The 23,358-nt window shown below is 62.6% G+C and carries 26 protein-coding genes and 3 pseudogenes; 13 read left to right on the forward strand and 16 right to left on the reverse strand.

Going from position 1 to position 23,358, the window contains the following annotated elements; genetic code table 11:
- Positions 1-184: 184 nt before the first annotated feature.
- The 7 genes from ACFLEY_RS25065 to ACFLEY_RS25095 all read right to left on the reverse strand — a co-directional run bounded on the left by ACFLEY_RS25065 (position 185) and on the right by ACFLEY_RS25095 (position 6,821).
- Positions 185-640, reverse strand: coding sequence for a response regulator transcription factor (locus ACFLEY_RS25065; protein WP_370198462.1), 456 nt, complete (start codon positions 638-640; stop codon positions 185-187).
- Between the two features lie 222 nt (positions 641-862).
- The gene (locus ACFLEY_RS25070; RefSeq protein WP_011087956.1) at positions 863-1,345 is read right to left on the reverse strand and encodes a DUF3147 family protein; all 483 of its coding nucleotides are present in this window, start codon (positions 1,343-1,345) and stop codon (positions 863-865) included.
- Positions 1,342-1,689, reverse strand: coding sequence for a DUF3147 family protein (locus ACFLEY_RS25075; RefSeq protein WP_028171510.1), 348 nt, complete (start codon positions 1,687-1,689; stop codon positions 1,342-1,344). The genes ACFLEY_RS25070 and ACFLEY_RS25075 overlap by 4 nt, the downstream gene beginning before the upstream one ends.
- Entirely contained in the window at positions 1,686-2,294 is a 609-nt protein-coding gene (locus ACFLEY_RS25080) for a cupin domain-containing protein (protein ID WP_028171509.1), read from the reverse strand. Before ACFLEY_RS25080 ends, ACFLEY_RS25075 begins: the two co-directional genes overlap by 4 nt.
- Positions 2,281-2,910, reverse strand: coding sequence for a phosphatase PAP2 family protein (locus ACFLEY_RS25085; protein ID WP_011087959.1), 630 nt, complete (start codon positions 2,908-2,910; stop codon positions 2,281-2,283). The genes ACFLEY_RS25080 and ACFLEY_RS25085 overlap by 14 nt, the downstream gene beginning before the upstream one ends.
- Before the next feature lie 258 nt (positions 2,911-3,168).
- Positions 3,169-4,713 (reverse strand): FAD-dependent oxidoreductase, encoded by a 1,545-nt coding sequence (locus ACFLEY_RS25090; RefSeq protein WP_028171508.1) that lies wholly within the window; start codon positions 4,711-4,713, stop codon positions 3,169-3,171.
- 476 nt (positions 4,714-5,189) lie between these two features.
- On the reverse strand, positions 5,190-6,821 hold the full coding sequence (locus ACFLEY_RS25095) for a peptidoglycan-binding protein (protein ID WP_249163094.1): 1,632 nt from the start codon (positions 6,819-6,821) through the stop codon (positions 5,190-5,192).
- A gap of 293 nt (positions 6,822-7,114) precedes the next feature.
- On the opposite strand from ACFLEY_RS25095, the pseudogene ACFLEY_RS25100 reads away from it, so the two are divergent.
- Positions 7,115-7,292, forward strand: a pseudogene (locus ACFLEY_RS25100) (formate dehydrogenase accessory sulfurtransferase FdhD); the annotation flags it as partial.
- Positions 7,293-7,492: 200 nt separating this feature from the next.
- Here ACFLEY_RS25100 and ACFLEY_RS25105 read toward each other — a convergent pair.
- Both ACFLEY_RS25105 and ACFLEY_RS25110 read right to left on the reverse strand, forming a co-directional pair.
- Complete coding sequence (locus ACFLEY_RS25105; RefSeq protein WP_028171506.1) at positions 7,493-8,365, reverse strand: hypothetical protein; 873 nt, start codon at positions 8,363-8,365, stop codon at positions 7,493-7,495.
- Between the two features lie 379 nt (positions 8,366-8,744).
- A pseudogene (locus tag ACFLEY_RS25110) lies at positions 8,745-8,861 on the reverse strand (cysteine hydrolase); the annotation flags it as partial.
- Between the two features lie 242 nt (positions 8,862-9,103).
- Between ACFLEY_RS25110 and ACFLEY_RS25115 the strand changes: the two are divergent.
- The 6 genes from ACFLEY_RS25115 (at position 9,104) to ACFLEY_RS25140 (ending at position 15,970) form a co-directional block, all read left to right on the forward strand.
- The gene (locus ACFLEY_RS25115; protein WP_028171505.1) at positions 9,104-9,595 is read left to right on the forward strand and encodes a (2Fe-2S)-binding protein; all 492 of its coding nucleotides are present in this window, start codon (positions 9,104-9,106) and stop codon (positions 9,593-9,595) included.
- On the forward strand, positions 9,592-10,608 hold the full coding sequence (locus ACFLEY_RS25120; RefSeq protein WP_060912336.1) for a xanthine dehydrogenase family protein subunit M: 1,017 nt from the start codon (positions 9,592-9,594) through the stop codon (positions 10,606-10,608). Before ACFLEY_RS25115 ends, ACFLEY_RS25120 begins: the two co-directional genes overlap by 4 nt.
- Positions 10,609-10,615: 7 nt before the next feature.
- Positions 10,616-12,823 (forward strand): xanthine dehydrogenase family protein molybdopterin-binding subunit, encoded by a 2,208-nt coding sequence (locus ACFLEY_RS25125; protein ID WP_028171504.1) that lies wholly within the window; start codon positions 10,616-10,618, stop codon positions 12,821-12,823.
- 509 nt (positions 12,824-13,332) lie between these two features.
- Positions 13,333-14,310 (forward strand): MFS transporter, encoded by a 978-nt coding sequence (locus ACFLEY_RS25130; protein ID WP_162494122.1) that lies wholly within the window; start codon positions 13,333-13,335, stop codon positions 14,308-14,310.
- Between the two features lie 423 nt (positions 14,311-14,733).
- On the forward strand, positions 14,734-15,753 hold the full coding sequence (locus tag ACFLEY_RS25135; protein WP_028171503.1) for an ATP-dependent DNA ligase: 1,020 nt from the start codon (positions 14,734-14,736) through the stop codon (positions 15,751-15,753).
- A gap of 94 nt (positions 15,754-15,847) precedes the next feature.
- Positions 15,848-15,970 (forward strand): hypothetical protein, encoded by a 123-nt coding sequence (locus ACFLEY_RS25140; protein WP_257784482.1) that lies wholly within the window; start codon positions 15,848-15,850, stop codon positions 15,968-15,970.
- Positions 15,971-16,725: 755 nt separating this feature from the next.
- Here ACFLEY_RS25140 and ACFLEY_RS25145 read toward each other — a convergent pair.
- The 4 genes from ACFLEY_RS25145 to ACFLEY_RS25160 all read right to left on the reverse strand — a co-directional run bounded on the left by ACFLEY_RS25145 (position 16,726) and on the right by ACFLEY_RS25160 (position 18,776).
- Entirely contained in the window at positions 16,726-16,989 is a 264-nt protein-coding gene (locus ACFLEY_RS25145; protein WP_028171502.1) for a hypothetical protein, read from the reverse strand.
- A gap of 194 nt (positions 16,990-17,183) precedes the next feature.
- Positions 17,184-17,366 (reverse strand): hypothetical protein, encoded by a 183-nt coding sequence (locus ACFLEY_RS25150; protein WP_162185844.1) that lies wholly within the window; start codon positions 17,364-17,366, stop codon positions 17,184-17,186.
- 396 nt (positions 17,367-17,762) lie between these two features.
- Entirely contained in the window at positions 17,763-18,500 is a 738-nt protein-coding gene (locus ACFLEY_RS25155) for an HAD family hydrolase (protein ID WP_080668022.1), read from the reverse strand.
- Between the two features lie 33 nt (positions 18,501-18,533).
- Entirely contained in the window at positions 18,534-18,776 is a 243-nt protein-coding gene (locus ACFLEY_RS25160; RefSeq protein ID WP_028171501.1) for a hypothetical protein, read from the reverse strand.
- Positions 18,777-18,854: 78 nt separating this feature from the next.
- Here ACFLEY_RS25160 and ACFLEY_RS25165 point away from each other — a divergent pair.
- Positions 18,855-19,031 (forward strand): annotated as a pseudogene (locus tag ACFLEY_RS25165) (DNA ligase); the annotation flags it as partial.
- A 358-nt stretch (positions 19,032-19,389) separates the two neighbouring features.
- On the opposite strand, the gene ACFLEY_RS25170 reads toward ACFLEY_RS25165, so the two are convergent.
- Positions 19,390-19,620, reverse strand: a complete 231-nt coding sequence (locus tag ACFLEY_RS25170; RefSeq protein ID WP_074077688.1) for a hypothetical protein — start codon at positions 19,618-19,620, stop codon at positions 19,390-19,392.
- A 380-nt stretch (positions 19,621-20,000) separates the two neighbouring features.
- Between ACFLEY_RS25170 and ACFLEY_RS25175 the strand changes: the two genes are divergently transcribed.
- The 4 genes from ACFLEY_RS25175 (at position 20,001) to ACFLEY_RS25190 (ending at position 22,061) form a co-directional block, all read left to right on the forward strand.
- Complete coding sequence (locus ACFLEY_RS25175; RefSeq protein ID WP_060912337.1) at positions 20,001-20,462, forward strand: Hsp20 family protein; 462 nt, start codon at positions 20,001-20,003, stop codon at positions 20,460-20,462.
- Between the two features lie 83 nt (positions 20,463-20,545).
- Positions 20,546-21,037, forward strand: a complete 492-nt coding sequence (locus ACFLEY_RS25180) for an Hsp20/alpha crystallin family protein (RefSeq protein ID WP_028171500.1) — start codon at positions 20,546-20,548, stop codon at positions 21,035-21,037.
- Between the two features lie 85 nt (positions 21,038-21,122).
- Entirely contained in the window at positions 21,123-21,449 is a 327-nt protein-coding gene (locus tag ACFLEY_RS25185; RefSeq protein ID WP_028171499.1) for a hypothetical protein, read from the forward strand.
- Between the two features lie 396 nt (positions 21,450-21,845).
- Entirely contained in the window at positions 21,846-22,061 is a 216-nt protein-coding gene (locus ACFLEY_RS25190) for a hypothetical protein (protein ID WP_028171498.1), read from the forward strand.
- A 74-nt stretch (positions 22,062-22,135) separates the two neighbouring features.
- Here the strand turns inward: ACFLEY_RS25190 and ACFLEY_RS25195 are convergent, their stop codons facing one another.
- Both ACFLEY_RS25195 and ACFLEY_RS25200 read right to left on the reverse strand, forming a co-directional pair.
- Positions 22,136-22,531, reverse strand: a complete 396-nt coding sequence (locus ACFLEY_RS25195; protein ID WP_039184693.1) for a response regulator — start codon at positions 22,529-22,531, stop codon at positions 22,136-22,138.
- 78 nt (positions 22,532-22,609) lie between these two features.
- On the reverse strand, positions 22,610-22,948 hold the full coding sequence (locus ACFLEY_RS25200) for a PRC-barrel domain-containing protein (RefSeq protein WP_028171497.1): 339 nt from the start codon (positions 22,946-22,948) through the stop codon (positions 22,610-22,612).
- 43 nt (positions 22,949-22,991) lie between these two features.
- Here ACFLEY_RS25200 and ACFLEY_RS25205 point away from each other — a divergent pair, with 43 nt between their 5' ends.
- The gene (locus ACFLEY_RS25205) at positions 22,992-23,243 is read left to right on the forward strand and encodes a hypothetical protein (protein ID WP_231166504.1); all 252 of its coding nucleotides are present in this window, start codon (positions 22,992-22,994) and stop codon (positions 23,241-23,243) included.
- Positions 23,244-23,358: the final 115 nt, after the last annotated feature.

Here is a 23,358-nt window from a genome sequence, read left to right on the forward strand (position 1 = left end):
CGCGGACCTGGCTAAAGCCCCAACTGACTGCAGCAGGTTTGAAGTAAGAAAACCAGAGAAGTTGTTTGGAATGTTTTTGCACTCTGCAACCTGCTGCGCAGGTTCTGCGCGATGTCAAGCAGCGCCGGATTGCTTTTCACGAAACGCTTGGCTTCGTTGACGGTGGATAGCATGATCTATTCGATCACTTCATCCGCGCGTGCGAGCAAGCTCGGTGAAAGGCTGATACCAAGCGATTTATCCGCGCGGGTATTGGCTGCAAGCCAGACCGACGTTGGAAATTCGATCGGCAGATCGCCTGGCTTTGCGGAAGCCTCACGTCAACCACCGTGACGTCGGGATGCTTCTGCAGGTACGCGCGGTGGCCCTCCTTTGCATTGAAGGCCTCCAGGATCTCGACGGAAGGGTCCGACGTGAACAAAGCCCGGCAGCCCGTTACCACAACGGGATGGTCGTCGACGATCAGTACCCGCATGTCTTTCTGGCCCTCATTATACGTCCTCACGTCCTCCAGTTGTGGAAAACGTCGCGAGCGCTGGAATGGTTCACTTTCCGAGCGTAGCTGGGCAATCCAACCAATGGAGCACGAAGTACAGCAGGCCTTCGCGGAACCTAAGCAAGAGCAGAACCGGTGGTTCATGCACCGTTCGAATCTCGAGCTTAGCCAGGCCCTTCCACGGGGACAACTGTGAAGCGGACTGCACGCCCAAACATCGAACGCCTTAACTTCGGTTTTTTCGGACACCAAAGAGTATCACGTTGATCTAATCATTAGTCAGAAGGCGGCGAACACCAAACTCAATACGGTTGCGCTGCGCAAGGGTGTGAACAGGAAGGCGTCGAGCGCGAGCGTGGATCGACCTCAGCGGCTTCGCCCAATCGCGGAGCCGCCGCCTTTTTGTTCCGTCCGCCCTCTCCGCACTGATCGCGTCTTGCGCCGCACGTACCAGGCCACCATCGAGATGACCAGCCAAGCAAGCGATGCACCTATGAAGGCGGCTGCGATGCTGGTTTCCGCCGTCAACGAAAAGACCATCGCAAAGGCCAGCATGCCGAGCGCGCCGAGCGCGGCGCCAGCGGAGTCGACCGCGGCCGCCGTTCGCCCGCGGCGCTCGCCGGCGAGGCCCGCCTCCCGCTTCCGGCGGATTTCATGCTTCTCGATCAGCGTGGCGCTGGCGCAGAAGATCGCCGGAAGGGCGAGGAAAAGCCCGCCGATAGAGGCTCCATAGCGACTGCTGACGAGGCCGGCGAAGACTGTCGCGGTGCCGCCGAGCGCGAATCGGATCAGGTATTCGTACCAGCGGCCTTCCTTGAGAGATGACGGCGAAAAGCGGATCGGCATCATGTCTGTCCCCCGGCAAGGGTCAGCACGCCGAAGGCTACGATCAGCCAGACGACGAGAGATAGCAAAGTGGCGGGCAACGCTCGCAGTCGGGCGCGAACGAGGATTTGACAAACGACGACGCTGTAGACGGCGAGCGCGATCGACCCCGCGAGCATCGCCTGAGCTTGCAGGGTCGCATAGTGCGCCCCGTGCTGGTGTACCGCAATCCCGAGCGTTGCGAGCGCGACCGAGGGTGCGGCCGCGAAGAGACCGGCGAAGCTCTTAGGACGTAGAAGATCTCCCAGCATCGCGAAAGCTGATACAACGGCGCCCCCAACGAGAAAGCGGACGATGTATTCGGTCATTTTGTCGTCTTCCAGAGTCTCCCGAGCGGCCCGCCGGCCCCGTAGACCGGATCCTTGCGCGGCGGCGGCACCTTCGGAATGCTCTTCAGGGCGCGTGGACGGTCCTCCACCGTCGTGCATTCGTCGTAAGTCCCCGCCGGCGGGTAGGCTCCGATGACGAGGAAGTCATCGTCTGCCCCCAGGCACTGGTGCCCTGTGCCGGCGGGCAGGACGGCGACATCGCCGGCCTTCAACGTGAATATTCTACCCTTCTTTTTTCCGCCAAATCGAACGCGCCCCTTGCCGCGCGCGATGCCGAGCACCTCATGGATCCGGGAGTGGTAATGAACGTAGTCGTAGATGGTGTTGCGCCAAGTATCGCCCCATCCGTTCGCCTCGAACAGGTCTTCGATCTCCGCCGCGGGGTCGTAGCGTTCATCGAGATTGACTGCCCGGCGATAAATGACTAGGGGCCATCGCGGATGATTGGGGATGAGACCGTCATCCTTGAAGCGGACAGTGTGCGGGTTTCGCGCTTGCGCGAAGTCCATAGCTTTCCGCTTACCGGGGCGCCGCAAACCGGTGGCGCGTTCCGCATACCGCTTTAGAGACTCAAGGGTCGGCATGATCGTTCTCCGTTGATGCATCGAGCGGGTAGCCGGTGCACAGCCGCAGGAACCGTTCAAGAGCCGCTCCCAATGCGAAACCTGCGACGACATCGCTCGCCCAGTGCGCCAGGACGACTAAGCGCGTCAGCGAGATGCCGACCGCAATGGCGCGGATCGCCCGACGGGGGCCGGCCGGCATCGCACCGGCCGCCGATGCCAAGGCTCCCATGTGCAGTGCGTGGCCGGAGGGAAAGGCGTCCTCACTTTTCCCGGAAAATGGGACGCCGTGGAGGTGTCCGATCACTGTCCTGCGGTCCGGTCGGGTCTGGTCGAACAGAAGCTTCAAACCATGGGGCAGCAGCGACGCCGCGACCGTGACCAGCAGAGCATGGTTGCCGGCGCGCCGCAGCGGCTCGCCTCGCCCCCGCGACGCAAGCCAACCAGCCGCCGCGAGGACCAGAAGGACCTTCTCGTCGGCGCCCCAAGTCAGGGCGCGGGCTACCATCTCTGGAGCCGGCGCAGTGTTACGGGCGATGAAGCGTGCGGCCACGACATCCGCTCTGGTCGGCCGGACAGTGACCGGAAAGCTTGGCCCTCTAAGGCGACTTGCTGAAACTCTAGCAATTTTGAACATGGCTCAAGCGATCAACTTCGCTCCATAAAGACCTCTGATCGCGCTCCGCTGCTTGTCATCGACAATCAGCCTTCCGCCGTATGATTCTCGCCCAACGCAAGCGAACGCTCGGAACAGCCCTTGCTACCCATTTCGGGTAGATCACATCGAACTCCCCGAGGATCCGTCGGACGCGAGCCGATGTCATGCCGCGTGAATGGGGAGTCCGCCGAAGTAGACGATGTGGCAGGCCTCTTCCTCCGCGGCTGTCACCTGTCGCTATTCCGCTGCCTGGACACTCGGTGAACTTTCCACCGGCGCGAGCGGAGATACGGCGGGCCCATTGAGCGCGGTACCGTCCGGCGCGAATTGAGAACCGTGGCAGGGGCAATCCCAACACTGCTCCAGCGAATTCCAATGCACGACACAACCAAGATGGGTGCAGCTCGCCGACAAAAGGTGCAATTTGCCATCGCGGTCGCGGCAGGCGGCAATCTTCTTCAATCCGCTGCGAACGAGCCGGCCCTCTCCCAGGCGGAGCCGCTCCACCGAGGCGAGTGCATCGGCGCTGAGATATTCGGCAAAGTTCTTGAGTGGCGTGATGTTCTCGCTGATGAACGTCGTGATATTCTTGAAGACCTTGCGCTCGGGTAAATAGACGGCCTCCCAGTTATTGCCGCCGATTGTAATCAGGTCCGCAATCAAGAGACCTGCCACCAGGCCGTTCGTCATGCCTTGCCCGGAATCGCCGCTGACGAGGAACACATGCTCTTCGTCCGGGCTGCGTCCGACGAAGCCGGTGAAGTCCGTGGGTTCGAGCACTTGGCCCGACCAGCGATGGGTGATCTTGCCGATCATCGGCAACCGCGCGCGCGTCCATTGTTCGAGCGCGGAAAAGCGCGCCTGACCATCGTCGGCTTCGCCGGACTTGTGGTCTTCACCACCGACGATCACGATGTCCTCATCCGCCGAGCTCGGCTGCAGGCGGACATAGTGATAGGGATCGAGCGTGTCCCAATACAGTGCATCCAGCAGCGAGCCCGCCGGGACTTTGGCCGCAATCACATAGGTGCGATAGGGCGCCTGTTTGGTATGGATCGCGACGCGCAGACTGACGGGCGAGTTCGTCGCAACGACGACGTCCGTGACCCGCACCTCGCCGCCTGACGTCCTCAGAACGATTTCTCCGCGGCCGTGCTCGATCGTCTCGACGCAGGTGTCACCGTAAAGCCTGGCGCCGCGCCGATGCAGCGCTTTCGCCAATCCGGCAAGGTATTTGGTCGGATGAAAGCGCGCTTGTCGGGGAAAACGAAGCGAGCGCGCAAAACCGCCGTGATGGATTGGTGTCGGATCGCTGCAAAGCTCGACGGGGATTCCCAGCTTCCTGCAGCTTTCGAATTCCTCATCCAGATGCGATGGCAACGTCTCCGGCGCCAACACCCAATAGCCACCGACGCGGCGGAAATCGCAGTCAATGCCCTCGGCAGACTGGATCGCCTGCGCGCGGTCGATCGCGGCGGCGACGCTCTGGTAGTACAACCGGGCGCAATCCTCACCCCGAACCCTGATCAATTCCTTGTAGTCGTCGTCCAGGGCCGTTGCCAAATGGGCGGTGGTGCGCGCCGTCATTCCGCTGCCAATTCTGCCGCGGTCGAGCACGATGACCGAGCGCCCGCGCGCGGCCAGTTCATAGGCCACCGACAGACCGGCGATGCCGGCGCCGATCACGCCGACGTCGGCACGTGCCTGCCCCGAAAAGCGCGAAGCCGCCGGGATGAACGTCTCCATCCAAAGCGACTTGGTATCTTCATCCAGCACGTTCATGGCGTTTGTCCTCCGGAATACAAACGAAGGGCAAAGCGCAACCGTTCCTTTGAACAGAGGCCTCCGCGTTCGAGCCCATATGTGCCGACGAGGCCCGAATGGACTGTCATGGTGCAGCTTTAGCATTTGCGGAAAGAAGAATGCCTTCTCGCGTCCGAGGCCGGTCAGAGGATGCGCACATAGGAGGTGGCACGCCCGGTTCCGGGTTCTTCTGAGCCGATCAGAGATCAGAGTCGCGAGAAGCGTCCAATCCCCGCCTGGCGCTGCCGCCAACTGGCGTACAAAGCCCTCATGAGCCTCCATATTCGTTGTCGGGAAGCAACTCGTGGCGGTCGAACGCGAACTGTCACTCGAATGACCTTCTCGCCACGGACAGCTTCGGCCGCGGCCGCAGTGGATCGTGCGGACGCGATTAACGCTCCGCGGTACCGCGGCACAAAAAGAGCCCCGCCGAAGCGGGGCTCAGCATCACGTCCTCAATACTTCTTGCCTTGAGAATTGTCGGCCGGCTGGCTCGATGCCGGAGGATTGCTCTGGTTGGGCTGCCCGGACGGCATATTCTGGTTGGCGGCCGGCGGATTGTTGCCTTGGGGCGGAGGCGCCGCTTGTCCGGTCGTCTGACCGGAAGGCTGTTGCGTCCCGCTCTGTCCCGTCGTTGCCGGCTGGTTTTGCTGGGCCTGTCCGGTCGTTGCCGGTTGGTTCTGCTGAGCCTGCCCGGTTGTCGTGGGCGGGTTCTGCTGCGCTTGGCCCGTTGTCGGTTGGTCCTGCTGCGCCGGAGCATTGGCCTGACCGGTGTTCTGTCCGGTCGTGCCCTGTTGCGCCGGCTGTTGGCTCGTCTGTCCCTGACCAGTCGTGGTCTGGCTCTGGGTGGCACTGATCTTGTTGGAAACGCCAAGCGCCGAGACCGTGCTGATATCGATCGAGCCGCTGGCCTGGATGCCTTGCTGCCGCTGGAAGGTGATCAACGCCTCGCGCGTCCGCGGGCCGAGCACGCCATCCGCCTCACCGGTCAGCAATCTGCGCTCGATCAGCACCTGCTGCACGACACGAATTTCCTCGGGGCTCAGATTAAGCGCAGCGGCGCTGCCGCCGCTGACACCGCCACCTCCACCGCCGATCCTGCCGGCGTGGCTGAACCGCGTCCGCGGCCCGGCCGGAACAACATCTACAATCCGGCGGCTGCGATCGAGGACCACGATCTCGTCGTCGACGACGAAGAAGCTGTCGTCGCGGAAGGCCGGGAACACATCGATCAGCGCCGGAAAGGCCGAGACGGACACCACGTTGATGCTTCTCGGCACCACCACGCCGGTATTGACCTGGAAGTTGATCGAGCTGGCGTTAACCCGCGCCACGTTGCGCGAGCTGAGCACCGACTGCTGCAGCGTTGTCTGCTGTTGCGCATTGACCGACACGCGGCCCGACATGCTCTGGGTCGTCGTACTCTGGTTTTGCGCCGGCGCAGTGGCTTGGGTGCCGGTCGCTGCGCCCTGGTTCTGCTGCGAGATCTGACCCTGCGTCGTCTGACCCTGCGTGGCCTGACCCGGGGCAGGAGCATTGCTCGGTCTGGTGTTGGCGCCGGTTGTCGTGCTCTGGTCCTTCTGGCCCTGTGGCGCCTTTTGCTCGGACTGTCGCGTCTGGTCGCGCTCGCCGCGCCCCTGTCCGACGGTCTGACTGTTTTGCTTGCCCGAGGACTGAGCCTTGTCTTGCGACTTTTGCTCGGATTGACGAGTTTGGTCGCGATCGCCACGACGCCGGCCGATGGTTTGGTCCTTTTGCCCCTGCTGATCCTTACCGGCCTGGCCTCTCTCCGTAACGCGGCCGCCCTCTCTCATACCTTCGCCACGCTCGGTGCGTGACTGACCGCCCGCAGGGCTTTCCGCCCGGCCTCCGCGTGGCTCCGCGGCCCGGCCCTGCGTCATGCCTTCACCGCGCGATGCACCGCCCGGACCTTGCGACGTTCCGCCTCCGGACTTGTCGTGCTCCGCGGCGCCGCCGGCACCCATTCCGCCGCCTCCACCTTCACGCATGCCTTGCGCCGCCGCCAGGCTGACGCCAGCGAGCAGCACTGCTGTGGACAACAGGAACCTACTCTTTCTCATGCTCATCTGCATCTCCTCCAATATTCATTGCTCGCAGTGTCTTCGATCGGCACTTTCGGATTCACAAAACTTGAAATCCATCGCGCGCTACGACGCGGCGCGAAGTGCAATCCGACTTTCTGTTCGGACAACGAGACGGTACTGGGAACGTTCCTGACCGCAGCACCAGACGGAACTGGTCAGGCTGAGGAAGCTTCATGTTCCCTACGGGGTAAGTCCAACAGTGCAGTCAGGATAGTTTTCTCGGGCGAGTCACCCGGACGAGGCAAGAAGCCGTTCAAGAAAAACCTTGCTTTGATGGCGGCCACAATGCGCTCGACAAGCTTGCCGGCGCCCTCGCGGCGGAGGGAGTGTCGGGACGCGCTGGCGCCGTCGCCCTCACGAGCCGGATATCGGTGGAGATGGTGCAAAGGATCGCCGCAATCGGCGCTCATCATCGCAATTTCAGCGCCTGCCGCGCTCGCAATACGGACGGCTGCAACGCCAACAGCTGGTCGGCATCGCAAGCGGACGCGAATAGAGTCTTCAGCCATTTCGCCGGAATTCTCTGATCCGGAATTCTCTGATGATGTGCCGCACGATTATCTGGCCCGAAAGGCCGCAATCGCTGCCCTGGCGTCCGGCGGCACCGCCACGATCGAATGGGCTGGCACGCCGGTCTGCCCACGGACTGGAGCCTATGGCACGGCCGTTCTCTTTGGCTCTAATCCGGCAAAGGCGATCCACTCCGGGAGCGGCGCGCCGTCGCGGTGCCGACCGCCGGCAACTGCCGCCGCCCAAGCGCTCACAGCCCCGAGCAGTGTGGCCGCGGCCAAGGAGAACGCGAGAACGATCGTGCTGCGACGCACATGAGCGATTGCTGTTTTCGAGCTCGCTATGGCCTGATCGACCCGCCGCTCGGAGTCGCCGGCCGAAAGGCCCGTCAGTGCCTGGATCTGCTGGATCAGATAGGTCCGGTCATCTCCGTTCACACCGTTGTGGCTCGACGAGGTCATGAGAATCCGGCCCGCCTCGGCGCGTTCGGCGCTGATCTCGGCATTCGCAGGCCGACGCGGGGAGCGCAACAGCCGATCGAGTTCGTAGCTCAGGAGCGGCTCGGCAACCGTATTGTTGGCCAATGTCGTCGATGAAGACGCGCGATTGACCGCGGCCGCGCCAACAATGCCTGCCAGGACAGCGCCAAGTAGAACCGCGAGCGCCCATGCCGCCAGCCCATGAAGTCCGTCGCGCATCTCCCTTTCGGCACCGCTCGTCGCATCGATGCCGCCGCGAACTCGCCCTGCAATGTAGCCGCCCAGACCAAAACTGACGATCGCCTGCAAGATCAAATAGAGCCCAGAGAGTAGCGACAGCGCGGGAGACGCGTCTCGCCAGGTTGGTGAGGTTGAGCTGACACCGAGACCGATGGCGACGCCAAAGGTCACCAGAATAAAGGTAAATGCCGTCGCGACGAACGCGCCTGCGACGATGGACGTCCATCGCAAATGTCGCCCCTGATCGGGAATTGTCAGCGCTTCGTCTTCGATGAGCGTGGGAGCTTCGATGGTCATGATCGAAGTCCTCAGCGCAGACCGAAGAACGAAAGGATGGCCATTATCACGACGATCAGCCCGATCAGATAGATCAGCTGGTTCATTTCAGTCCTCCAGTTCCGCTCCGGCCTGATAATTGCACTTGGCTCGGAAGGTTCCTGTCGGATGCTAATGATGCCATGCAACACGCTAGCGCTATTCGCTGCGATTGCCGTGCGTCATTGCTGCGACTGTCGCCGAATAGGCTCTCGGCAGCTTATCGATTGGCTCGCCGTCGCTCAAACGCGCCCGTTAGCCCGTTCGCTTGCTCAATGGCCGCCTAGCGCCAGAAGCCGCTTCCCCGCCCCGACATTCTGCTTTCGGCACCCGTCGAGCGTAGGTTCAGCCGAAAACGGAAATAGCGAGAGAATACGGTTCGCACCTGGTAGCGTGATGCTATGTCCGCGATCGCAGGTAAAACCCGGTCCATCCAGGGAGTTTCCCAGAGGCCGCCAGGGGCGAAGATGTTCTGCATGTCAATGCAGAGGTGAACCGCATCCCGGATGTCGGGGATTTCCGACTCGCTGTCCCTCGTCGATGCACCACTTGCCCCACCCGGGATTCGAATGAGATCGTGAGGGCCCAGGTTCCGTTCCGAGCAGCCGCATGGAACCAAGCGATTGGCCGACCGTTGGGCGCGAATGGCGAGCGGAAATTGGCGCACTCGCGCCAGCAGGTTTGACTTCTCAGCTCGGCCTCCACCGCAGGGAAAACGACATGGCTGATGTCGCAAATCAAGTTGCCAATCGCATCCCAACCAACCTCGTCGTCAATGGCGTCAGGCGCACGCTGGACCTCGTGCCCTGGACCACGCTGCTCGACGCATTGCGTGACCATCTTGCGCTGACCGGCACCAAAAAAGGCTGCGATCACGGTCAATGCGGCGCCTGTACGGTGCTGGTCGATGGTCGGCGGGTCAATTCCTGCCTGACGCTCGCCGTCATGACGGACGGCGCGGAGATCACGACCATCGAAGGTCTTGCCAGGGATGGCGCGCTGCATCCATTGCAGCAGGCCTTCATCGACCACGACGCCTTCCAATGCGGCTATTGCACGCCGGGACAGATTTGTTCGGCGGCCGGTTTGCTCGCCGAAGGTCGCGCCGGGGATCCTGACGAGATCCGGGAGCTGATGAGCGGAAATCTCTGCCGCTGCGGCGCCTATCCCAACATCGTCGCCGCCATCCAGCAGGCAGTGGGGCGGCCATGATCAACTTCCAGTACTCCCGCGCCGCCGACGTCGCCGATGCGATCCTCCTGCTCACCGCCCATCCCGGTGCCAAGCTCATCGCCGGCGGCACCAATTTGATCGACCTGATGAAGAAGAACGTCGAGCAGCCGTCCTGGCTGATCGACATCTCTCGCCTGCCGCTCCGCAAGATCGAGGAAACGGCTGACGGAGGCCTGCGCATCGGCGCCTTGCTGCCGAACTCCGATCTTGCCTACCATCCGCTCATCGAGCAGCGCTACCCGCTGGTCGCCAGCGCCATCCTCGCCGGAGCTTCGGCGCAATTGCGCAACATGGCCTCCGTTGGCGGTAATCTGATGCAGCGAACGCGTTGCGCCTATTTTTATGATACGGCAACGCCCTGCAACAAGCGAACTCCCGGCAGCGGTTGCTCGGCGATCGACGGCCTCAACCGCAATCATGCGATCCTCGGCACGAGCGCCGCCTGTATCGCGACCAATCCGTCCGACATGAGCGTGGCGCTGGCTGCGCTCGGCGCGCTCGTGCACATCGCAGGCCCATCCGGTGAGCGGACGATGGCATTGACCGATTTCCATCGGCTGCCTGGCGACACGCCTCACATCGATACCAATCTCGATACCGCCGAGATCATCACGGCAATCGAACTGCCGCGACGCGGCTTTGCCCATAACTACAGCTATCTGAAAGTCCGCGACCGCCTGTCTTATGCCTTCGCCCTCGTCTCGGTCGCGGCCGCGCTCGAACTCGAGGGCAACCCGATCAGCGAGGCACGCGTGGCGCTCGGCGGCGTGGCCCACAAGCCCTGGCGCAGCTTTGAGGCCGAAGCGGCGCTACGCGGCCAAGCGGCAACAGTGGAGCATTTCTCGCACGCTGCCGATCTCCTGCTGCAGGGCGCGAGGGCCTCTGCCCATAACGGCTTCAAGGTCGAGCTGGCACGCCGCGCCATCGTGCGGACGCTGATGCAGGCCGCAAGCGCCACGCCGCAATCGCAAGCTCACAAGAAGATCGCGTGAGGGACCGATGAACGCCTATGTCGGAACAGCAACGTCTCGCGTCGACGGTCGGGCCAAGGTCACCGGGGCCGCCAAATATGCCGGCGAATTCACCGCCGACGGACTCGTCCACGGTTTCGTCGTCGAGGCCACAATTCCACGCGGACGCATTGCCCGCCTCGACACCAGCGAGGCGCTGAAGGTCACGGGCGTCCTCGACGTGCTCACCCATGCGCATCGCCCGCCGCTCGCCGACAAGGACGAGGCCTGGAAGGACGAGGTGGCGCCGGACGAAGGTTCGCCGTTCCGTCCGCTCTACGACGACAGCATCAAATTCAACGGTCAGCCGATCGCGCTGGTCGTGGCGGAGGAGTGGGAAACCGCGAAATTCGCCGCGACGCTGGTGCGTGTCGAATATCAGCAGGAACAGGCGTTTGCGACCGATCTCGAAGCCGGGCGCAACAAGGCGACTGAGGTGAAAAAGCCGCACGAGCCGCGGGGCGATGCCGCAGGCGCGCTCGCAGGATCGGCTGTGCGGCACGAGGCGGACTACTTCATTCCGACCGAGCATCACAATCCGATGGAGCTCTATGCAACCACGGTCGTCTGGGACGGCAACGGCAGGCTCACGGTCTACGACAAGACGCAAGGCGTCCTGAACGTCCACAAATATCTCTGCAGCGTATTCGGCAAAAAGCCCGATGAAATCCGCGTGCTCTCGCCCTATGTCGGTGGGGCCTTCGGCTCCGGCTTGAGGCCGCAATATCAGGTGGTGCTGGCAACGCTTGCCGCGCTCGCTCTGAAGCGCTCCGTTCGCGTGGTGCTGACGCGACAGCAAATGTACGGGCTCGGTCACCGGCCGGCGACGATCGAGCGCGTCGGGATCGGCGCCAAGCCTGACGGCACGCTCGAGGCGGTCACGCACGAGGCCACGGCCATCACCTCGCGGTACGAGGATTTCGCGCGCAACGACAGCGGCTGGGCGGAACAGCTCTACAAGAGCCGGAACAGCCACTATTCCCACAAGCTCGCGCGCCTCGACGTCTCCACCCCCTGCGACATGCGCGCGCCCGGCGCAGCTTCGGGCGTCTGCGCGCTCGAATGCGCCATGGACGAGCTGGCCCTCGCGCTCAACCTCGATCCCATCGAACTGCGGCTGAAATGCTACTCGGATCGCGACCAGAGCGAAGACCTGCCCTACACCAGCAAGCAGCTGCGCGAATGCTACGCCCGCGGCGCGGAGGCCTTCGGCTGGAGCAAGCGCAATCCCGCCGCACGCTCGATGCGTGATGACAAGGAGCTGGTCGGCTGGGGTATGGCGACAGGCGTGTGGGAGGCGCTGCAGATGCCGGTCGCGGTCCGCATCGTGCTGAGCGCCAATGGCCATGCCGAGGTATCCTGCGCGGCGTCCGACATCGGCACCGGCACCTACACCATCGTGGCGCAGGTGGCGGCCGATGCACTCGGGCTGCCGATCGAGAACATTAGCGTCAAGCTCGCCGACTCGACCCTGCCGCAAGCTCCCGTCGAGGGCGGTTCCTGGATGGCTGCATCGAGCGCGCATGCGGTACTGGGAGCAGCCGAAGACATTCGCCAGGAGCTCGCGCGCCTCGCCAGTGCAATGCCCTCTTCGCCCCTCGCCGGTATCGATGCGGCCGAAGTCATCCTCGTCGACGGCACCATCGCCAGCAACGGCGAGAAGAGCCGTGCGGTCCCGATCACGGATGCGATGCGCTACGGCAAGCTCGAACGGATCGAGAAGCACAAGCTCAACCACTTCGCGGAGGACAAGTCGCACGCCCGCAACACGCATTCAGCCGTATTCGCAGAGGTGAAGATCGACGAGCAGCTCGGCGTCATCCGCGTCACGCGAGTCGTGAGCGCCGTCGCAGCCGGGCGGATTCTCAACACCAAGACCGGCCGCAGCCAGATCATGGGCGGCGTGGTCTGGGGAATCGGGATGGCCCTGCACGAGGAGACGGTGATGGATCACCGGTTCGGCCGGATTATGAACGCGAATATCGCCGAGTACCACTTCCCCGTGAATGCCGACATTCACGACATCGATGTGATCTTCGTCCAAGAGCGCGACGATCGCATCAACCGGCTGGGCGTCAAGGGTCTCGGCGAAATCGGCATCGTCGGCGTTCCCGCAGCAATTGCGAACGCCGTCTATCATGCCACCGGAAAGCGCATCCGCCGCTTCCCGATCACGCTCGACAAGCTCCTCGCCTGATGCGCTAGATAAGTGTTCCCGCAGCGAGGCTCGTCGCGCATCCATGCCGTATGGCCAGCGCGTCTTCTACGCGACCTGATGGAAGCGCATACCCGGACGTCGTAGTCCTGTGGCGCGCTCTGCGTATTCCTTCAGATCTTCAATGAGCGGCATGGTCGTCCGCCGGCGAGCGAGAGGACGGCTTCGAGAAGATGGCAGCCCGCGTAGCCCAACTGGAACAGCAGATGGGCATTCACGACCTGAACCAATTTACGCCGCGGTAACTGCAGAACGCCGTGCCTCCATCAGGCAAGCGGAGAATAGCGGATGTCGCAATCCCGAAAGGTAGGCAGCTTAACCTCGCCGGCGTTCCTCTTCGTGATGACCACGGGCGTCGTCAACCTGTTCGGCCGACATCACCTACTAAGGCGGCGCCAGCATCAACGGACCGTTCATGGCGACGCTAGGCGCCGGCGCCGCCATCGTCAGTCACGGCGGGGCTCGGCGAGTTTCTCGGCTACGCTCTGCGTTTGCCCGCCGGCTACGCGGCGGACCGGACTGGGCGCTACTGGCTAATCACGTTCATCGGCTACGTCATCAACCTCTTCGCGGTGCCGGCCATGGCGCTCGCTGGAAGCTGGCAGGTCGCGGCCGCGCTTGTCCTCGCCGAGCGGATAGGGCGCGCGCTGCGCAAGCCCACGGTGGAGGCGATGCTCTCCTACACGACGGGCGAACTCGGCAAGGGTTGGGTGTACGCGCTGAACACCTCGCTCGACGAGATCGGTGCGACCCTGGGTCCGCTCATCATCGCGCTGGTGCTCCTGCTGAAGGGGGACTTCCGGACCGGGTACGCCTTCCTGACGATCTCGGCCGTGATGGCGCTCGTGGCGTTGGTGGTCGCCAGGGTGAGCTTCCCATTGCCGTCGCGCCTTGGGCAGGGCGATACGGCGCCGGCCAAGGACTTCGGCAAGGCCTATTGGCTGTATATGCTGGCCGGCGCCTTGTTCGCCGCTGGGCTGATGAGCTTCGAACTGATCTCCTATCACCTGACCAAGGCGAAGATCACTTCCGAGCAGTGGATCCCGGTGATGCTCGCGATCTCGACCGGCTTCGGCGTGCTGGCGAATCTGGCCTTCGGAAAGGCCTACGATCGCATCGGGCTTCCGGTCGTGATCGCCGCAGTGAGCGTTTCGGCGGCGTTCTCGCCCTTCGTGTTTCTCGGCGGTTTCTGGCTTGTGCTGTTCGGCATGCTGCTCTGGGGCGTCGGCTACGCGATCCAAGACACGCTACTCAAGGCGATCGTCGCTGAAGTGCTGCCGGACGGAAAGCGCAATTTCGCATTCGGACTGTACTATGCGGGCTACGGCGTAGGCTGGCTTGTCGGCAGCATCGTGGCGGGTCTGCTGTACGAAAACTCGCGGGCCGCGCTGATCGCATTCTCCATCGTCGCTCAACTTGCCTCGGTGCCGGTCTTTGTCCTGGCGGGGCGGCAGGAGGGCTCGCGATGAGCGCGGGTCATTGGCGGACGCTACGCGCTGGCATTATCGTGCTGCGGTCACCTCGCCGTCCTTCTTGACGAAGCGGCCCTACCGGATCCTCCAGAATCCGGCACATTGGAAAATGTATGCGGCCGCGCGACAGCAAGCCAGCAAACCACCGCAAGGATCAGAAGACGTTCTCGTCGACCCCCAAAGTCAAAGCGCGGGCTACTTCCACCGGAGCTGGCGCAGTGTTGCGGACGATGGAACATCCGACCGCGACATCCGCTTTTGCCATGACCGGAAAGCTTGGTCGTCTAAGGCGACGCGCTTGGTACGGCTAGTTGGTCTTCGTGAGGTCACGCTCGGAATGCGAGCGAGGAATCTCTTGCAAGAGCATCCTTCACTTTCCTGGAACGGAAAGCCGCCGTTCCGGTTACTCCACCTTCAAGTGTGCTTGAGGCCCGGTCGGTTGATCGCCTGCCGAGGGGGGCCGAGTGGCAATATGAGCCGAAGTGGGACGACTTTCGCCGCCTTTTGATCCGAAGCGGATCGCGCCTTCGGATGCAGTCCAAATCGGGGCGAGAGCTTGCTCGTTACTTTCCGGAAGTGGCAGTCGCGGCCCTGAACCTTGCCGAAACACAATTTGCGCTGGACGGCGAGTTAGTCATTCCAATCGGCAAGCGCTTTTCGTTCGATGATCTGCTGCAGCGCATCCACCCAGCGGCAAGCCGCGTCAAACGGCTTGCCACGGAAACGCCGGCCGTATTTCTCGCGTTTGATCTTCTTGGCTGCGGGACCGACGACATTGCGGGGCTCCCGCTCACGAAACGGCGCCCTGCGCTGGAACGGTTCGCCAAACGGCATTTCAAGCGCAGCGAGATCTTTGTCCTCTCTCCGGCAAGTCGAAATCATACCGATGCCGAACGGTGGCTCGCTCGGGCCGGTGGTGGTAGCGATGGTGTCATCGCCAAACGCATCGATCTTCCCTACCAGACCGGCAATCGCGAAGGCATGCGAAAGATCAAACGCATCCGCTCCGCGGACTGCGTGATTGGGGGTTTTCGCTACGGAGAGAGGCGTACTGCCGGGCGCAAAGTCGTAGGCTCTCTCTTGTTGGGCCTCTATGATGAAAAGGGCCAATTGAACCATGTCGGGTTCACGTCCGGGCTCAAGTCTGCAGCGAAGGCGGCTTTGACGGATCAGCTTGAGACCATCGTGAGCGACCACAGCTTCACCGGAAACGCGCCCGGCGGCCGCAGCCGGTGGTCGACCAAACGATCGACGGAATGGCAGTCGGTGAAACCGAAATTCGTTGTTGAAGTTTCCTATGACCACTTCACCGCCGGACGATTTCGCCACGGCACCACGATCATCCGGTGGCGTCCTGACAAAAAGCCGCGCCAATGCACTATGGACCAACGTGAACAGTATTCGGTTCTGCCTGCGGCATTGCTTCGTGCTCCAGTGTAGGAACGTCTACGCCGGACAGCTTGGCTGCCCTCGCGCTCCCTCTCGACGTGCTGATCGCCGAAGACCGCCTCACCTGTCGCCGGTACGGTCCATCATGATCTGGATTGCCATGATCGTCCTCCTCGGAATGCTGATGGCCAAGGACCTGATCCAGTATCCAGCCGAAGCTATTTCCAGAGAAGAAGATTTTCATCGCGAACGCCTGTCGCCGACGTAGGTCAGTCGGCAGGTCAGACTATTCGGCGAAGCGCACCTCGATCCTGCGGAGCGCTTTAGGGCCACGCCCGGCTTTGCCATGGCCACGGCGACCGCGTCGGGTCGCCCGTCTCCCTGCGCAGCTCCATCATTCGCCCTCCGCTAACGCCGACGGGCTACCAATACTCCCAATAAGAACGCCAGCAAGAGCGATTGCAGCGGCGCCTCCACGGCCATCTTGCGCAAACGGTCGGACAACCGCAGTGCTGTCTGTTGGGAATCCGGCTCGCGTCGGCCTGGCGTCCCTACCACATCCCTCTCGCCGCATCGCTTCGAAACCGAGCTCAATACCGCCCTGATCGTTCACGAGGACAGAGGCTTCCGTCATTGCAGAGGCTCCCTCATGTCCATGCGCGTCCTCCCTGTGGTCGTAGCGAAGCAATTGCCCCCTGGGCATCTTGGTTTCTAGTGACCGCACGTGTCCTCGCGCTCTTCGAAGTAGTCAACCCTTACGTCGACAACTCGCCGCCGATGCCCTATCCAGCGCCTATGATCCGAAACACGGAAGCCGGAAGCGAGATGACGCTGATGCACGAGGGAATGCCACCACCGCCGCGCACAGGTGGCCCGCCAGTCACCAACATTCGCAATACGTCACAGCCGCAGGAGCGGTTGGCTCAAGCCTCAGAACCGCTGCTCCAGCTAGGTGGCCTGCAAACAAAAAGTCGCGCCGAGAGGAATAGGCGCGACCCTTCTCGAATTCGCCAAGGCCGTCGGTTACTTCTCTTTGATAACGGTCGTGCTGCTGCTACCAACAGTGCCTTCCTCGCAGACTTTGGTCTGCTTGATGCGGTCTTCAGCTTCCACGCGGGTCTTGAAGGCCATCGGACCGATCTGCGTCACGACTTCCTTGTCCGCCGGACGTGTGGTGGTAATCGTGCATTGATGGCTCGGACCTTGTACGACGTAGTACTCATCTGCTAATGCTGGGGCGGCGCATCCGATGATTAATGCGCCAGCAAGAAGAAGTGGTGCTTTCATTGTCGCCTCTCCATTTTGTACTGCCGAATGGAGGACGAGTGCGATCAAGAGAAACGCCGTGCGCTACTGCGCACACGATCGCTCATCCTTCATCCCCTCGGCGGTTCTGTAACTCGCCCGACAGTTCGGAGTTCCCCGATTTGTGATGGATCCAAGCCAGCACCAAACCTGCTGAGAGGTTGGTGCGCTATCCGCTAATTCAGTTTGCCCTTTTGGGCACCGGGCGATGGATGTGTGGCCTTCGCCGAACTGCGCGCCTCCATCGGGTCAGCCAGCATCCGGAAAAGCACTTTTTCCGCAGTCTCAACGATCCACACTCTTTCAATGCCGGGAAGGGCCACGCTGTCCGCGGCCGGACTTCCGGCGAGATGAATCATGTTTCGCACGGGCCGTTGCTCAGGAGTGGCGCCCCGTCTCGACCACTACCAGGTCGCCCTCTGACCGTCAGCATCAGCCCGTCGGCGTCGATCCATAACCCTGTCGCTGCAAGCCGCTCGAGCAAACGCAAACTCAAGTGCCAATGGGAGTCGAAACGGTAGTTGATTTTGAATCGAAACTGCAGTCGTACGTCATTCAGACGCCGAATGCCGATCCCATGGCATCGGAGTGGATGCACTCTCTTGCTTCAATTGCGATGACCGCGTGGCGACGACTGTGACGGTAGGTGGTGTCCATTCCGAATGTGTCCTTGTTATTTGTCATCCCGGTTATCATCGCTGGCGTTCGGCTTCGGCTTGGATCTCACTCTGCTCGGCGATACTTGACGCTCTGGCTTACAATTTTTTTCTTACTGAGCCTCGCCTCCAACGGGCCGCCGCTGCAGGAATAGCCACGGAGCCCGCCGTCGTCTTATCCGCGAGCGGCGTGTCATCGAAGCGTGCATAAAGGGTGGCAGGCCCGGGGTACACATCGACGCAACCGGCATCCCGCAGCGAGCTTTCCGTAAAGCCGCCGCAGAGGACGCCGATGGTCGGGATACCTGCCTTGCCAGCCGCGATGGAGTCGTACGGCGTGTCGCCGATTGCGACCGCTGCGCCGCCCTCGATGCCGAGCTTCTCCAGCACGATTTCGAAGATGTCCGGTGCCGGCTTGGACTCGTCGACGTCTTCGGACGAGGTCGCGACGTCCACCAGATCGACGATTCCAGCAATGGTAAGGTACTTCTCCAGCTCGTCCTTCTTAGCGGAGGAAGCGATGGCGATGCGAAGTCCTGCGCCTCGCGCGCGCCGCAAAAGGTCCGGAACAGCCGAGAAAGGACGGACGAGCGGTAGATACGCCGACTTGAAGCGCTTGCCGCGCCACTCATCGAGTGTCTTGCCATGGTCCCGTTGCGCGGCCTCAGAGAGAAACACAGGAATGAGCTTGTCTCCGCCTTTCCCGATCTGGCTTCGCGCCTGCTCGAACGTGACGTCGTGGCCGAATTCGACCATCGCCTCCTGCCAGGCGAGCGCGTGCAGGTCGACCGAGTCCAGTAAGGTCCCGTCGAGATCGAAGATGGCGGCTTGGGGCATCGCGAGGTTTCCCGGTCCCAAGGAAGGGGGCGCCTAGCGCCGACGCGCGACCCAGATCCCAAGCAGAAACGCCACAAACAGGGATTGCAGCGGCGCCTTCAAAGTCATCTCGCGCAACTGTTCGGCCCAGCGCATCGCGGGATCCTGCGAATGCGACGGGCGACGGCTCGCGTCCGCTTGGCGGCTCGGCCTCGATAAGGAGGCCTGCTCTATGCCGCCGTCATTATTCGTCAGCCCGGAAGCTTCCGTCATTGCCGACATTTCTTTCATATCCATGCGGCCCTCCTATGATGGTGTCAGAGCAACCGATCTCCCGACGGCTCGTTCCTACGCAGTCTTCCGCTGCGTCCCGGCGCTGACCTGCAGAAGCGACTGAAGCCTCTCATCCGAAGGACGCAACCCTACACCAAACGCATCCCAGAGGTATCTGGGTCGAGCCGAAGCTTCTGGCGGAGATCGAGTACCGGGCGAAGTCGGCAGAGGGCAAGGTCCGGAACCCCTTCTTCAAAGGAACTGCGGGAGGACCTGTGATGGATGCCTTCCGCTTTTGGCGATGGGCGGACAAGGCGCTCGAAAGTGGGCTAACCACCCCCGCTGAGCTCCATCGGGTGGTGATGCGCTCAGCCTGAAGCATAGGCAAAACCCCGCCACGGTGACGGCACGTCTTCAGGGACCGTCGGACGAGAGCGGAACGCCATCCCACACCGGCCAATAGAAGAACATCCCGCTCACGCTGCGAACCGATCCGGTGAACCGCCGTGGAGCTGGTCCAGCAGCCGCTGCTAACGCGATCCGGCTCCGATAGAGTTGGCGCTCGCTTTCGGTTTTGGCACGCGCCAGCAGGAGGCGATAGTGTCCGATGCCCCTTTCGCTGCCGCGGATGAGGAGCTCATGGACGTCGCTCATCGCCCAACCCCCATCCTTGTGGATCCTGACCTTCCGGAAGCGTGAAAGCGACGGGGAATTCGGCGGCCAGAGCATCGAGCGCGGTCTGCTCCTCGGCGAGCCGCCGTTCGATGAACTGACGTTCCAGCTCCGATAGCCTAGTCCGAAGCAGACGTCGATAGCGGTGGATGTTGTTGCGGTGCGCACGAATGCGCGCCAGATCTTCGTCGAGCATCGTCGTCACTCCTGACGGTCGTCACGGTCCTTCTGTGTTTAGAAAACCGGGAAAGAGAATTTCCCGGCGCAAAAATATTCGGGGCGATACCGGAGTCAAGTGTCCGGCGGTCGCCGAACATCCAAACCCTCGGCCAGATCACCAAGCGGCGTTTGCGGTGCCGCAATGGCCGCGGCTCTGCACCGCGACCGAGCGCCACATCATTTTTTTCGATCCGCCCCTTGAAACCACTTCTCGTTTTTCTAATTGATTTTTCGCCGCGACAGCGGTGTGCCGGGCGCCTTCACGGGTCCGGCACGGGCGCCCGGCCGGGTACCAGACCCGCTCTGACTCCAGCCTTGCGCTCCTTGTATCCATCTTGCTCTTTGGAGGACTTGGTTATGAGGACCACCTTTGACTTCGCGCCCCTGTGGCGCTCCACTATCGGCTTCGACCACCTGGCCGACCTCGTCGACAGCACGCTCCGCCAGGCGAGCGAAGACCACTATCCCCCGTACAACATCGAACGCACCAGCGAGGATCACTACCGGATCTCGGTCGCCGTCGCCGGCTTCGGAGCCGACGACATCGCCGTGACGGCCGAGCAGAATGCGCTCACTATCGAGGGCAGGAAGCCCGAGGAAGCGGCCGGCGAATACCTGTACCGGGGCATCGCCGCGCGTCCTTTCCGGCGCGTGTTCAACCTCGCCGACTACGTTCAGGTGAAGGAGGCCTCCTTCCGCGACGGACTGCTGATCATCGATCTCGTCCGCGAGGTGCCGGAAGCCATGAAGCCGCGCCGGGTCCAGATCGGAAGCGGCGCCTCTCCCGCCTCGCAGATCGAGCAGAAGAAGGCAGCCTGACGCCTGATCGAGGTTCGACAGCGGAACGCGGCGCGCGCAAGCGCGGCCGCGCTCCCTGGCCCATGCAACGAAGGAGAAAAACCATGGCAGTTCGTGATCTCATTCCCTGGTCCAGAAACCAGGAGCTCGCGCCGGCGCGCGGCAGCCACGATCCGTTCATGACGCTGCATCGCGAAATGAACCGACTGTTCGACGATGTCTTCCGCGGCTTCGGCAGGGCGGCCCTGTCGCCGCCCATGGAAGGGCAATTCGGCTGGCCCAAGATCGAGCTCAGCGAGACCGACAAGACGCTGACGATCTCGGCCGAGCTTCCCGGCATGACGGAGAAGGACGTCCAGATCGAAATCGCGAACGGGGTGCTGACCATCCGCGGCGAGAAGAAGAGCGAGCGCAAGGACGAAGGCAGATACTTCACCGAGCGCTACTACGGCTCGTTCCAGCGGCAGATCGCGCTCGAGGACGTCGCGGAGGACAAGGCCCAGGCCTCGTTCAAGAACGGCGTCCTGACGATCTCGCTGCCGAAGTCCGAGAACCCGCGGGCCGGCGTCAAGCGGATCGCGATCAACGCGCAGTAACGACGACGGGGGCGGCCGCGCCGCCGTCCGCCCGTCAGACGAGCGACACCTTCCCTAAGAAAGGAGCGTAAAGGGAGACCAACCGATGAGCGACACCAACACGAACAACGGCAATCTCAATCCATTCTTCCATCCGGCCGCACACTATGCGTCTCCGGAGGATGTCCTGAACGATAGCGAGCTCTCCGCGCCGGAGAAGCGGATCATCCTGTCGTCTTGGGCGTCCGACATGTTCGCCGTCGAATCCTGTCCCGCGCTTCGCGAGATTCCCGGCATGGGCCACACAATCCGGCTCGCCGACATCCTCGCGGCTCTGCGGCGGCTCGACGGCGAGGACGATCCGCCGCCCCCCGGGGGCGTGCCGATGCGGCTGCGGCGGCCCTGGGCCGCCGCGCAGCGGAGCTCCGCATGATGCTCACGCAGGCTGTCGTGACGATGGTTCTGCTGGGGCATGCTTCGGCGACGTGGGCCGTTCCGCTCATTGCTTTCATGAGCGAGTTGGGAGCTGGCGCTGGCGAAGCAATACGAAGCCAAAGGCGGCAAGCCTTCTCCAGCGTCCCGGTCCGACGAGCACCGTTGCCGCCGCTGCGCATCGTCTCGCAGGCCACGGCCCTACCCGGATCGGGCGAGGCTTGAGGGACCTCTCCCCCCCCGCCCTTGGCGGCTAGAGCGCCTCTCACTTGGCCCGATCGGCGGTCTTGACGCCGTTCATCATAGTCGACATGAGCAAACCCGTCGTGAACCAAACAATCGCTCTTGCCGTTGTCCGCATCCGGGCGCCTTCGACCGAGTGCGCCGAGAGACAATCATGAAGGCCGATTCACGCCAGCATTTCGATTCAGGCGGCGCTTGGGACCGGACCTACCTCGAGTCCTTGATCCGCCAGGATTTCGAGCGATGTCATCCAGGCGAGACCCTGGAGGATCTCAAGCGGCGCGCGTCTTTTTCGAAGGAGGACAGAGGCCTGCTGCGAGATTGGATGGCGGTAGCGGCCGCTCGCGCGGCGAAGGGATCGCCACCCTAACTGACGACCTCGTGCGCAGCTTCCCCTGATCCGCCGTCCACTGCCGAAGGCCCGATCGAAAAGGTTCGAGAGCCTTAGCACGATCCCAGTTCAGATAGGCGTGTCGAGTAGCTGCGACACACCGCGGCAGCCAATTGCGCCGGCACGAACGGCTTCTCGATCAGCACGCTGTCCGCAACACCCTGCGATTCCCACTCTCGCGCGTTGGCGCCCGTCATGTAGACCACGGGAAAGTCAGGCGTGATTTCCCTGATCTGCCGGGCCAGCTCCCATCCGCTGATGCCGTCACCCGGATTGACGTCGGTCAGCAGCGCGCGACACCGCTCCCGGCCATCGCGAAAGGTGGACAGGGCCGCCTCTCCCGAATGGACCATGCAGGCCTGGAAGCCGCCGTCCGATAGGGCGTCCTCGATGAAACTGCAGATCGGAGCTTCATCCTCTACGACCAGCACGCGAACGGGATCGCCCACTTCCAAATCTCCTTTCCCTCGCCTTACGGCCGCGCGCCGCGTTCGCGGCAGACCCGGCATCGGACAGCTCGTGCCGCCTCAAGCCACCGGCACGCCGTAGTAGGCGTTCACGGAGCGCGTGGTGGCGGGGTCGCTCCAATTCCAACTGCTCTCGTCGGCATACTGGGTGATGCCGGTGACATAGCCGCCGAGGTTGGTGTCGTACTTCAGCGCCTGCCAGGGCAGCGGATAGTGATCGTCGCCGATGCCGAGCAGGCCGCCGAAGCTCAGCACCGCGTACGACACCTTGCCGCTGATCTTGTCGATCATGACGCGCTCGACGTAGCCGACCTTTTCGCCGTCGACCCCGTAGACATTCGTGCCCTCGACCTTGTCGCTTCCGATCAGGCTGAAGGTCTCGCGATCTTCCATGGTCATGTTGACCTCCCGGATGTTGTCTTCTGGAGTCAACGGGAGGACGATGGCCCCGTTCCTGGCTGAAAGCGTCGGTGGCCTTGTTCTGGATGAGCGGAGTTCGAGGATGGAGCTGGCCGAGCTGGAGCGCGAATTTTTGAGGAAGCTGCTCGGCGAATCCTGGGTCAGCCCGCCGATGTTCGACCATGAGATCGTGGCACGGCTGGTGGAGCTGGGTCTCGTGGAAACCGAGCCGCTTCCATCTGGCGATATCGAATACCGGATCACTGACGCGGGCCGAGCGGCGGCTACCGCGTAAACGTAGATCGGCAGATGCAGCAGGTCCTGAAGGGCATCGGCCGGTGATCAAAAGGGTGGAACGGAGGCAAGGCTGGGGCGGCATCGTCGGAGCTTGCACGGCACTAGGCCGCACA

This window comes from Bradyrhizobium sp. YCK136 (assembly GCF_044570075.1).
Lineage (GTDB): Bacteria > Pseudomonadota > Alphaproteobacteria > Rhizobiales > Xanthobacteraceae > Bradyrhizobium > Bradyrhizobium diazoefficiens.